The following is a 12,201-nucleotide window of genomic DNA, read 5'->3' as shown; positions in this document are numbered from 1 at the left end:
TTAGCTTTCACTAGACATATATACTTCTTCAAATGGTTGGATAATGACAAAGCCCTCACCCGAAAACGCCATCTGGATTGATTCGCCACTCCCACGACCGATAAATGTACGGAAGCTGATATCTGTTTTAAACTCAGGTGTTAAATTACCTGACCACGCGACAGTAGCATGTGGGTCAGTATAAACCGTTTCACCTGGTTTTACTAATAATGTTAATGGTTCGAAATGTGTTGTAATCGCTACTTTCCCTGTCCCTTGTAACGTTACATTAAATAAACCGCCTGACATGATGCCAGCCATTTTTCGCATTAAACGTATATCCCAGTTAATGCTAGGCTCAAAAGCAAGTAGATCATTCCCATTTACACAAAGACTGTCGTTTTTCAAATCAAAGACGGTTACTTTCTTACCTTGATCGGCTAAATAAAGTCTGCCCTTTCCGCTCGCTTTCATCAATTGTGTACCTTCACCTGTTAAAGCCTTTTTAAACATCTTACCAAGTCCGTGCTCCAATACGCGCTCACGTTCAAATTTAATGTCTCCTGTATAGGAAATCATTGCGCCCATTTTGGACCATACTTCACCGTTTAAATTAACCTCTAATACACGCTCAGTTTCCAATTCAAAATAATCATTTTCTTGATCATCCTGCTGTGTTTTATGAACAAATTCATCTAAAGAAAATTTCCCCATAGTAGATCCCTCCCTAATTACTTTATATACGATTACTTTTGAGAAAAGATTCAAATTTTAGCTGTTTATCCCTTATCTTGTCTTTCGTTATAAATTTTCTCTTTTAATAACGAAATCTTTTTATTTCCAGTAATGGTATTGACACCAGATATGCACTGTTATACATTAAACAAGGAACAGATAATTGTTATATAACAATCAATACAAAAAAATAACTATATAAGTGCCATGTGCGAAATGACACTTATACAGTTATCGCAAAAATATATTATTGAGTAGCGGAAACGTCTCCAACATTTTGTGCCGCTTTTAAAGCAGTTTGTTTACGTACATCAGCACGTAATGTTATTGAAATGATTAATGAAGCAGCGATTAATCCTGCAAATACATAGAATACAGGAATATAGCTTCCATAAGCATTTTTAATTGTGCTTACTAACAACGGTCCGAAAATACCACCCAATGACCAAGTTGTTAATAAATAACCATGAATAACACCAAGTTGCTTCGTTCCAAATAAATCACTTGCAAAAGCAGGTAAATTTGAGAACCCTCCACCATAGCAACTAACGACTAAGAAAATAAGTGCTTGGAAAATAATCACGTTCGTTGTATGTGGTAAAACGATAAATGTAATTAGCTGTGCTGTAAAGAAAATAACAAAAACATTTGAACGCCCAATATAATCAGACACAGCGGCCCAAATTAAACGACCACCACCATTAAATAACCCCATGATTCCTACCATCGCTGCTGCTCCTGCAACTGATAACCCAACAATTTCCTGCGCCATTGGTGAAGCAACAGAAATCATCATAATTCCTGCTGTAACATTGACTAAATGCATAGACCATAGCATCCAGAAATGCTTTGTTTTGACAGCCTCACGTGCTGACATAACTGCTAAATCTTTTTTTACTACTTCTTTGCCGTTATCTGCTGCTGCCTTCATATTAGCTGGCATATAACCAGGCTTAGGCGGCGCTATATAAGAAGCCCCTAAAATCATTAACGTGAAATAACTTGCCCCTAAAATAAAGTATGTTGTAGAGATGCCAACTGCCTCCATTAAGTTGGCTGCGACTGGCGCTGTAATCAGTGCACCAGATCCAAAACCAAGTACGGCCATCCCTGTTGCTAGGCCTCGTCGATCTGGGAACCATTTTACAAGCGTTGATACTGGCGCAATATAACCAATCCCCATACCTAATCCACTAAGTACGCCATATGTTAACCAGTACAACACGACAGAATCCATTGAAATCGCAACACCTGCACCAGCTTGTCCTGCTCCAAATAAGACAGCTGCTACCATCGCCGATTTACGTGGTCCCATTTTCTCTACTAAACTACCAAATAATGCAGCTGAAAACCCAGCAAGCCCCATCATAATGGTAAAGGCAACCGTTACCTTTGTTTCACTCCATCCCATTTCTGTGACAATCGGTAGCTTGTATACACTGTATGCATAGGCTCCACCGATTGAAAGGTGAATAGCGATTGCAGATAATGCAATTAACCATCTATTTTTATTCATAAATTCTCATTTCTCCCCTCTTTTGCTACCTGTGAAAATTCTATGAACGTCCATGTAAAACAATTTACCACTTAGAATTATTCAAATGCAAGATGTTTTTCTAAAAAATATTATTTCTCCAAAAAGTATTTTGTTTTTCTATTAATGTTTTTCATCAAATAAACCTTACAGTCTCTAAGCAGAACAGCGTTTATCTTACAAAAAACATAACAACTTTTAGCTATTATTACTTTTCTACTCTATTTTACAAATAACAACAAATTATATTAATATAATTATTTTTGTGCATAATTTCACATTCACTAGATGCATACGTCTCATTTTACCATTTCTAATAGGATGGCCATAACACTTGAAATGCAGCAAATGCATTCGATATTATGTAGAAATTTTTAGAATAATAGAGAATTTTAGAACAGAAACGGACAGAATTTTTATTTTTAAAAATAAACTTAAAAATGTAATAACACTTCTTTTTTTACTTAAAATTGTAAAAAAATATTTTTATAACAATACAGTGAATGTATAATTTTTAAACCGCTTTCAATTTTTCTTCATTTTTATTATTTAAATATAAATTTTTTTCAACTAAAATTGAATGGTCAACACTCTAAATCATAACCCCATTCTTCTATCAGGTTATAAATATGCTAGAACAAGTCCATTTTTCACGAAATATTATTTTTGTGAAAAAACAAAACATATACAAAAAAACAGCATGCTAGAAATATTTCCAACATACTGTACAAAATAATAGATTTTTTAAGTCGTTTTTCTTTTCATAAAAAGTAAAGTTCTTATTTCCTTATAGTAAATACACAGTAGAATTCCTAATAAAATCAATAAGGAGCCGTATATTTGGACAGTTGTAGGAAATTGCTTTAAAAAAATCGCACTTAACAGCATAGCGATAGCTGGCTCAAAATTCAATAATAGCGAAGCATTCGTTGAGCCAATCTCCTTCATTTTTTGATTCCAAAGTAAATTACTAATTCCATGAATAATAACCGCTGATAAAATGAGCAGCATCCAATAAGGGTATGTTACTTGCCAATTTGTTCGTGTCCACATCGTCACCGAAAATGGTATAAGTACCAGCAAACCGATTAAATTTGTATAAAAAGTGATGGACTGTGCTGACAATTTCAAACTGAGATGATTCACAATAATAAGGAATAAGGCAAAGCTTAACATCGTAATTAAACTTAGCACCTCGCCCTTCCCAATAGAAATCGTGATGAAGGCTCCTTTAGTAATGATGAGGCCAACCCCTATAAATGAAATGATTGCCCCTAACCAAAAGATACCGTTTCGTGATTCATGATAAATCATTTTATTAAGTAAAGATGTGACAATTGGTGCGCAGGCTAAAATTAATGCCGCGGTAATAGGAGAGGTATGCTGAAGACTTGCATAAAAGCTATAGTGATTGATGGAAACACCTAGTATTCCTGCAATGATCAGCAACAGTAGGTCATTGCGTGTAAACGTTGTACGGATAATAGCCTTCCAACTAATGCAGCCTAAAAATAGGACAATGACCATTAATCTAAAAATGGCAACCATGATTGGAGACCAATGGTCAATTAAAATAGAGCCAATAATAAAGTTACTAGCCCAAAAAAATACACAGCTAAATAATATCAAATAGATCGTTAGTTGCTTCATATTTATTGCACCTGTATATAAGAGACTTCTACATAGTTAATGATCAACTCTTTTAAAAATCTACTTCCCTTTCTTGTATTTCTTCCTAACTATTAAAACATAAGTATAGCAAACTAGAAAATCTCTAGTTTGCTATGTTATCTAAATAAGGGGGATTTAGATTGATACTTAATGGATAAACTTGCCTTTTGACATAACCACCCGTTTTGATGGTTTACGAGCAATGACTTCAGCGCTTGAAACGGCGTCAAAGAAAACAAAACTTGCTTCATCTTGCACGTTTGGCCAAACCTTTTGACCATTGGCATCCAATGGTGTGACACCATTTGTAATGTATTTTAATGTTTGTCGAATAGAACGCTCATCTAGCTTACGTGTATTGTCTGCAAAAGTCGTTGCTTTTTCTAAAATATCTCCCGAGCCATATGGACTCCATGAATCATAAAAACCATCACAACCAAAGTGAACATCTACTCCATGCTCTGTTAGTAAATCAATCGGTGGGATTAATCGTCTCAAATCAAATGGCACCGTTGACATAATCTTTACTTGCTGTTGTGCTAGACGATCTGCAATTTTATGCTGTTCCAAAGCTGATACATCTCCAAGAGAAAAAGCATGACTAATAGCCGTTCTCCCTTGATAGTTTGCATCCTCTACCATATCGATCCATTTATCGATTGTATAATAACCAACATGACCACTATCATGTAGGTGAATATCAACATCTACGTTAAATTCTTGTGCGATATTCATTACTTCATAAAGAGAAGGCTCAATCGAATTATCAATGCCAGCAGGATCTAGCCCACCAATCATCGTTGCCCCATTACGTAAGGCTTCACGTAATAATTTAGGCACATCGTCTCTTAGTAAGCCATGCTGTGGAAAGGCAATAACTTCTGATGTCACAACATCTTTATACTCTTCCAGTGCTCCTAGTACACCCTCTAAGTTTTTTAAGCCAATGTAAGGATCAATATTGACATGTGTACGAATATGATTGGCACCATTTTTGAGGATTTTCTCAATCATGGCTGCTGCTCGTTGTTTCCCAGTCGTTGCAAGGACCGATAATTCTTGTGCTTCACGATCCAAGCGTTCTTTTAAGTTCTTTACAGGTACGCATGCTTTCCACGGTAAAGATAAGTATGTCTTATCTAAGTGATTATGCATTTCTTTAAAAGCTGGTAATAGCAGCTTCCCTTTCATATCTGTTATTTCATCTAGAGAATCAATTGTTTCTGTTGCTGGTACAATTTGAGAAATAAAGCCATCCGTAATTTCAAGGTGAAAAAGCTCCACCTTTGTACCGACAGTATCATTTTCTTTTAGATATTCTCCTGTTTCAAGTAGAACATTTGTAAGCCAGTGCTTCATCTGTATTCTCCTTTCAACTCTCCAACTTCCTGTTGGTGAATAATATGTCCTTGTGAAATAACTGTAGAAATAGGGCATCTTCTTGCTACAACATGCGCCGTACTAATTCCATCTATTAAAAGCATATTGGCTTTATCACCAACCTGTGGCCAAACACGTTCTCCTACATCATTCAATGGTGTAATGCCACCTGAAGCATATTTCCAAGCGCGACTTAATGAATATTCATCAATAAAACGGAATCTCTCCGCCATTACATTTAATTTCATAATGGTGTTTCCTGTACCATAAGGAGACCAATGATCAGTTAAACTATCATGTCCAATAGAAACTTTTACATCATTGTTATAAAGGTACGGAATCGGTATTGTCGAGCGATTAATATCGGTTGGTACCGTTGTTGTAACATCCATTTGAACAGCAGCCATCGCCTGAACTAAGTTCTCTAATCTCGATTGTTCTAAATCTGCAAGCGCCATTGCATGACTAATCGTAACTTGTCCTTCTTTTTTCGCCTGTTTTGTTAATTCGATTAGTTTATAAAATTCAAATTCACCTAAAGTATTAGCTGTATGAATATGAATATCAATCCCTGCCTGATAGTCTTGAGCAATAGCCATCGTTGTTTGCAATGACTTCTCAATATTTCTATCTACTATGGATGGGTCAACTCCTCCAACAAGCGTTGCGCCCATTGCCATCGCCTCACGGATTAGTCCTTCCACATTTGAGCGCAGTAAACCATGCTGTGGGAAAGCCACAATATCATAAGTAATTTGATCTTGATATTTTTCTAACACTTGCTTTGTAATTTCAATATGCTTGGTCCCAATTTGTGGGTCCACATTACAATGCGACCGTATATGTGTATGTCCTTGTGAAATTAACCACTTAACCATTTCCTCAGCCCGATAAGCCGCGGTCGGTAATTGTTTAGGAAGCAGTGTTTTTTCTTCCTCGATACGCGTTAATATCCCTTTTGTAATAGGTCTTGGCGCCTGCCACCCTCCACCAAAATAAGTTTTATCAATATGAATATGCATTTCTCGGAAAGATGGTACTAATAATTGCTTTTGAGCATCTACTATCTCTACATCGCCATCGACTACTATATTCTTATCTATTTGTTGAACATATCCATCTACAATTAGAACATCATAAATAGCAGTACGAGTTGCAACAATGCGTTCATTTTCTTGCTCAAATGCCTCTTCTAATCTCACATTTTTCAGCAGTAATTTATTCATAGTTTCCTCCTCATTGGTATTTTTAGGTTTCACCAAGTTTGATTATTCTACAATTTCAACGCCACTGATCATCGTATAGTTTGATGCATCTAACCAGAACCCTTTGACAGCATTACTGTAAACAGCTAAATGCTCATAGTTTCGAACTGGAATATACACAGCATCATCTAACTCCATTTGCATTGCTTTTTTGTAGATTTCATTACGTGCCTCTTGATTTGATTCAGAACGTCCTTGCTCAATTAGCTTGTCTATTTCTGGATTTGAATAGTAGAAATGGTTTCCTGGAGGTCCCATAGAAGCCGTATGGAATAGGTTAAATTGGTTATAATCAGCATCTCCAGTTGCATTACCCCAGCCACTAATAAATATTTGGTGTTGTTCTTTCGTAATTTCAGAAATAAATGCGCCGTATTCCATTACTTGAATTTCAACGTCTAGACCAATGCCCTTCAATTGAGATTGAATAACCTCTGCCATATTAATACGCTCTTTACGGTCGCTCGTTAGTAATTTAACTTTTGTTCCTTCTTTAACACCTGATTGTTTTAATAGTTCCTTTGCTTTTACTACATCATAATCATATGGTTTTGTTTCACTAGAGTAACCGATAATTTTAGGACTCATTGCGGAATTGGCAAGTGTGCCTACATTATCATAAATACCGCTAATAATTGCTTCACGGTCCACTGCATAACTAATTGCTTGACGTACTTTAACATCTGATAACAGTTCATCTTTCACATTGAAACCGATGAATTCTACTGCCAATCCTTCTGCGCGGAATAGATTCATAGTTGGTGAATTTTCAATACGATCGATTTCAGTTACTGGTACTTGCTCAGCGATATGCGCTTCTCCACTTTCAATCATCGCTAAACGTGTAGAATCCTCGGGTACTACTTTAAATGTTACTTTATCTACTTTTGGTACCGTACCCCAATAGTCTTTGTTTGAATTTAATGTGATTTCTTGACCTGATTTCCAAGAATCAAATACAAATGGACCTGTCCCTACTGGATGTGTTGCTAATTCATCTGCCGCTTCTGCAATAGCTTTCGGGCTGATCATACTACCTTCCTGACTTGCTAAAATTGATAAAAGCGGTGCATATGGCTCTTTTAATTTCAACGTGACAACATACGTATCATCTACTACTACTTCACTAATCATTGATAATTTATCACGCTGCGGTGACCCAGTCGCAGGATCTAAAATGCGATCGAATGTAGCTTTTACAGCCTCCGCATTAAAATCAGCTCCATCATGGAATTTAATGCCTTCATTTAAAGTAAACGTCCATGTGACATCATCTTTTTGTTCCCACTCTTTTGCAAGTAATGGAGCAATTTTACGATCTCTATCAAAAGCAACAAGTGTTTCATATACTTTGCCATGAATAATATTCGCTGAAGGGATATCTGTAATAAAGTGAGGATCAAGGCTTGTTGCATCTGATGCTCTTAAAACAACTAATTCTCCTCCTACACTTTTAGATCCCTCATTGGAACCTTCAGCACTCTTATTACTAGCAGTTGAGCATGCCTGCAAAACTAGAACAGTAATTAGTGTCATCAATAAAAAAAGCTTCATTCTCTTCATAAACATTTCCTCCTTTTGTGTTTTGGTCCTTACATTTCGAATTATAAAGAAATAAAATTCACTTGTTTTTTAAAATCTTTACTTGTTTTTTAAATTTTCTGACTAATACCTTCTGAAATATTTACATTCTTTACGCTTTTCACTAAATTGAAATCAAATCAAATAGAAAAGGAGTTTCATTATGGATAAAGTAACTACTACTATCGACCATGCTGTTTTAGTGAATGCACGTAAGGCTTCTAGAAAAAAGAATCTTGTCTCGTTCCTAAACAAAATCAAAAAAAATAAGGCTGCTGTCGCAGGGGGGATCATCATTCTTCTATATATTTTGATGTTTCTTATCGGGCCAATTATAGCTCCTTATGATCCATTCGATGTTCAGTTAGATCAAAAATTGCAAGGACCCAGTTTAGATCATTTAATGGGTACAGATGACAAAGGACGAGATATTTTAAGTCGAATATTATATGGCTCCCGTTTATCTCTTGGTGTTGGTATTTCAGCCGTGTTATTTGGTGGAACAATTGGGACAATCCTCGGCCTTATCTCTGGCTACTATGGAAAATGGATTGATTCGATTATTAGTCGTATTTTAGATATCATGCTTGCCTTTCCAGGTATATTACTAGCTTTAGCGATTGTCAGCGCATTGGGACCAAGTCTTATTAATGTAACTATTGCTGTTGGTTTCTTCTCGATCCCTATGTTTGCCCGTATTGTACGTGGATCCACAATGGAAGTAAAAAAATTAGAATATATCGATGCTGTTAAAACACTTGGTGCGAATGATATGACCATATTAATCAAACATATCTTCCCGAATATTTTATCACCTATTATTGTCCAAGCATCTATGCGTTTAGCAACAGCCATTTTATCTGCTGCAGGTCTGTCATTCTTAGGATTAGGTGCACAACCGCCATCTCCTGAATGGGGTGCCATGCTATCAAATGGTAGGGATTTTCTTTTTACGGCCCCATATATGGCCCTTTTCCCAGGTATTATGATTTCCATCCTTGTTCTAGGATTTAACCTATTCGGAGATGGTTTACGAGATGCTTTAGATCCAAGAATGAAAAATTAAAGGAGAGAAGTTATATGACATTATTTATCCTAAAGCGACTTGCTCAAATTATCCCCGTGACGCTCGGTGTAACGCTTGTTGTTTTTCTAATTATGCAAATGATTCCAGGCGATCCAGCCATCATTTTAGCTGGTGAAGGAGCTTCACAAGAAACCGTTAATGAATTACGTGAAAATTTAGGACTGAATAAGCCTTTAGCCATTCAATATACTGATTATATTAAAAATCTTTTACAAGGTGACATGGGTCATTCTTTAAAAAATAATCAACCTGTATTTGAAGAAATTACGGCTCGTCTACCAATTACAATTGAACTGGCCTTTTATAGTATTTTAATTACCATTGTTCTCGGGCTTATTGCCGGCATCATCTCAGCAATCCGCCCTTATTCCTTCATGGATGTTGGTTTAATGATTGTAGCATTATTAGGAATCTCCCTCCCTAGTTTCTGGTTAGGCATTTTATTAATGTACGTTTTCTCCGTACAGTTACATTGGCTACCTGTTGCAGGCTGGGACAGTGCTAAACATATCATTCTCCCAGCGGTTACACTCGGTGCAGGTGGTGCTGCCATCGTTGCACGTATGACACGTTCAAGTATGTTAGAAGTCGTCAATCAAGATTATATTCGAACGGCTAAAGCTAAAGGCTTAAAAGGTTACATTATCATTTTAAAGCACGCATTACGGAATGCCTTAATTCCAGTTATTACTGTAGTAGGCTTACAGTTTGGTAGTTTACTTGGCGGCACAGTATTAGTAGAATCTGTTTTTGCCGTGAACGGATTAGGTCGAATGATTGTCGATGCGATTCGTACACGAGATATACCAATCGTTCAAGGAGGCGTGCTAGTCGCTTCATTAATATTCGTATTCATCAATCTTTTCGTCGATATTTTGTATCGAATCTTTAATAAACGGATGGATTTAAACTAGGGAGGGAAAAAACAGATGAAACAAGATACAGTGTTAGAAGTAAAAAATTTACAAACTTATTTTTATTCGAGTGAGGGAGTCGCTAAAGCTGTTGACGGTGTTTCCTTTACACTTCAAAAAGGAGAAACACTAGGCATTGTGGGGGAATCTGGTTGTGGGAAATCTATGACTTCCCTATCATTACTTCGATTAGTCCCTTCACCCCCTGGCAAAATTATTAATGGTGAAATTCTTTTAAACAATACAGACATCTTGAAGTTATCCGATGAAGAATTACGTAAAATTCGAGGCAATAAAATATCAATGATTTTCCAAGAGCCAATGACAAGCTTAAATCCTGTGCTTTCCGTTGGCGAACAAATCGCTGAATCCATTCGTTTACACCAAGGTTTATCACGTAAAGAAGCATGGCAAAAAGCGGTGGATATGATTCGCCTAGTTGGAATTCCAGCCCCTGAAAAAAGAGCGAAACAAGAGCCTTATCAGCTAAGTGGCGGGATGCGTCAACGTATTATGATCGCCATGGCACTTGCTTGTACGCCAGATGTTTTAATTGCTGACGAGCCGACGACTGCCCTAGATGTAACCATTCAAGCTCAAATTATTGATATTATTCAAAATTTGCAAAAGCAGTTAGGAATGAGCATTATCTTCATTACCCATGATCTTGGTGTTGTAGCTGAGATTTGCGATAAAATTGCCGTTATGTATGCGGGGCAAGTTGTAGAAGAAGGCTCAACTGATAGCCTTTTTGAAAAACCATTACATCCTTATACTAATGGTTTAATTCAATCCTTACCAAAATTATATGAGGATCAAGAGGAATTATCTACTATTCATGGAACCGTTCCAAGCCCGTATCATTATCCAATTGGCTGCCGCTATGCAGAACGCTGTCCATTTGCTACAGAATTATGCCGTGAAAAACAGCCTGAACTTCTTACGATTGAGCCAGGGAAAAAGGTAAGATGCTGGATGTACAGTAAGGAATGGCAGGGAGCAACACTTATGGAGGAGATGACCGTATGATAAAAGAGCAGCAAGCACAGCCACTATTACAAGTAAATAATTTAAAACAACATTTTTCCTTAAAAAAAGAAAAACTCTTCGGTCCACAGCAGGTGGTTAAAGCGGTGGACGGTGTTTCCTTTGAGATTCTGCCTGGTGAAACACTTAGTATTGTTGGAGAATCTGGCTGTGGTAAATCAACGACAGGCCGCTCTATTTTAAGATTAGATGAACCCACATCTGGAGAAGTGTTATTATTCGGCAAAAATTTAGTAACTATGAATAAAAAAGAGCTGCGAGTAGCGCGCAAGGACATTCAAATAATTTTCCAAGATCCGTATGCATCTCTGAACCCAAGACGCACCATTCGCAAAATGTTAACAGAGGCCATGTCTATTCAAAAAATAGTTCCTCCAGAGCAGCAAGAGGCACGCATGATTGAATTAATGTCACTTGTTGGACTGCGACCAGAATATTTGGAGCGTTATCCACATGAATTTTCTGGTGGGCAACGTCAACGTATTGGGATCGCAAGAGCACTTGCCGTCAATCCCAAAATTATTATTTGTGATGAATCAGTTTCTGCGCTGGACGTGTCTATCCAAGCACAAATTTTAAATTTACTGAAACAGCTACAAAGAGATTTAGATTTAACCTTTTTATTTATCTCACATGATTTAAGTGTAGTGCGACATATATCAGACCGGATAATGGTTATGTATCTTGGAAAAGTCGTAGAAATTGCTGATAAGCAATCCCTTTTCACCCAGCCGCATCACCCTTATACAAAAGCACTGTTTTCGTCGATTCCAGTCATTGATAAGGAGCATCGTAAGGAGCGTATTATTTTAAAGGGAGATCTACCATCACCGTTAAATCCCCCTACAGGCTGTAGCTTCCATACACGTTGTCCGTTCGCTACAGATAAATGTAAAGCAGAGGTGCCCGCTTTACGGGAAATTACGGCAACTCATAAGGTAGCTTGCCATTTTGCAGAAAATTTAGTTTAATGTAACTTACACTTATAAATTCAATGGAGAGGTCATT

Annotated in this window: 10 protein-coding genes; 4 read left to right on the top strand and 6 right to left on the bottom strand. The window is 36.9% G+C overall.

Translation table 11 applies throughout. The features are described 5' to 3' along the window. The 6 genes from B3D94_RS07830 to B3D94_RS07805 form a co-directional block, all read right to left on the bottom strand. Nucleotides 1–693: an AIM24 family protein gene (locus B3D94_RS07830; RefSeq protein ID WP_008176687.1), complete on the bottom strand. Its 693-nt coding sequence runs from the start codon at nucleotides 691–693 to the stop codon at nucleotides 1–3. A 268-nt stretch (nucleotides 694–961) separates the two neighbouring features. Beyond that, nucleotides 962–2,230: an L-lactate MFS transporter gene (locus tag B3D94_RS07825; protein ID WP_025117501.1), complete on the bottom strand. Its 1,269-nt coding sequence runs from the start codon at nucleotides 2,228–2,230 to the stop codon at nucleotides 962–964. Between the two features lie 762 nt (nucleotides 2,231–2,992). Further along, nucleotides 2,993–3,898 (bottom strand): DMT family transporter, encoded by a 906-nt coding sequence (locus B3D94_RS07820; protein WP_291756313.1) that lies wholly within the window; start codon nucleotides 3,896–3,898, stop codon nucleotides 2,993–2,995. 168 nt (nucleotides 3,899–4,066) lie between these two features. Beyond that, nucleotides 4,067–5,278 carry an amidohydrolase gene (locus B3D94_RS07815; protein ID WP_069482381.1) on the bottom strand — a complete coding sequence of 404 codons (1,212 nt, stop codon included), beginning with the start codon at nucleotides 5,276–5,278 and terminating at the stop codon, nucleotides 4,067–4,069. Beyond that, nucleotides 5,275–6,525: an amidohydrolase family protein gene (locus B3D94_RS07810; RefSeq protein WP_291756311.1), complete on the bottom strand. Its 1,251-nt coding sequence runs from the start codon at nucleotides 6,523–6,525 to the stop codon at nucleotides 5,275–5,277. The genes B3D94_RS07815 and B3D94_RS07810 overlap by 4 nt, the downstream gene beginning before the upstream one ends. Nucleotides 6,526–6,567: 42 nt before the next feature. Next, nucleotides 6,568–8,127, bottom strand: a complete 1,560-nt coding sequence (locus B3D94_RS07805; RefSeq protein WP_291756309.1) for a glutathione ABC transporter substrate-binding protein — start codon at nucleotides 8,125–8,127, stop codon at nucleotides 6,568–6,570. 181 nt (nucleotides 8,128–8,308) lie between these two features. On the opposite strand from B3D94_RS07805, the gene B3D94_RS07800 reads away from it, so the two are divergent. Genes B3D94_RS07800 through B3D94_RS07785 form a run of 4 tightly spaced genes read left to right on the top strand, consistent with a single transcriptional unit; the run spans nucleotide 8,309 to nucleotide 12,164 of the window. Next, on the top strand, nucleotides 8,309–9,211 hold the full coding sequence (locus B3D94_RS07800; protein ID WP_069482384.1) for an ABC transporter permease: 903 nt from the start codon (nucleotides 8,309–8,311) through the stop codon (nucleotides 9,209–9,211). Nucleotides 9,212–9,225: 14 nt separating this feature from the next. Continuing rightward, entirely contained in the window at nucleotides 9,226–10,146 is a 921-nt protein-coding gene (gene nikB, locus B3D94_RS07795) for a nickel ABC transporter permease (RefSeq protein WP_008176673.1), read from the top strand. 15 nt (nucleotides 10,147–10,161) lie between these two features. After that, nucleotides 10,162–11,175 (top strand): ABC transporter ATP-binding protein, encoded by a 1,014-nt coding sequence (locus tag B3D94_RS07790; RefSeq protein ID WP_069482385.1) that lies wholly within the window; start codon nucleotides 10,162–10,164, stop codon nucleotides 11,173–11,175. Further along, nucleotides 11,172–12,164 (top strand): ABC transporter ATP-binding protein, encoded by a 993-nt coding sequence (locus B3D94_RS07785; RefSeq protein ID WP_291756303.1) that lies wholly within the window; start codon nucleotides 11,172–11,174, stop codon nucleotides 12,162–12,164. The genes B3D94_RS07790 and B3D94_RS07785 overlap by 4 nt, the downstream gene beginning before the upstream one ends. Nucleotides 12,165–12,201 lie beyond the last annotated feature (37 nt).

The sequence above is a fragment of the Lysinibacillus sp. UBA5990 genome, from assembly GCF_002429815.1.
Taxonomy (GTDB): domain Bacteria; phylum Bacillota; class Bacilli; order Bacillales_A; family Planococcaceae; genus Lysinibacillus; species Lysinibacillus fusiformis.
This window is presented reverse-complemented; position numbering and strand designations above follow the sequence as displayed.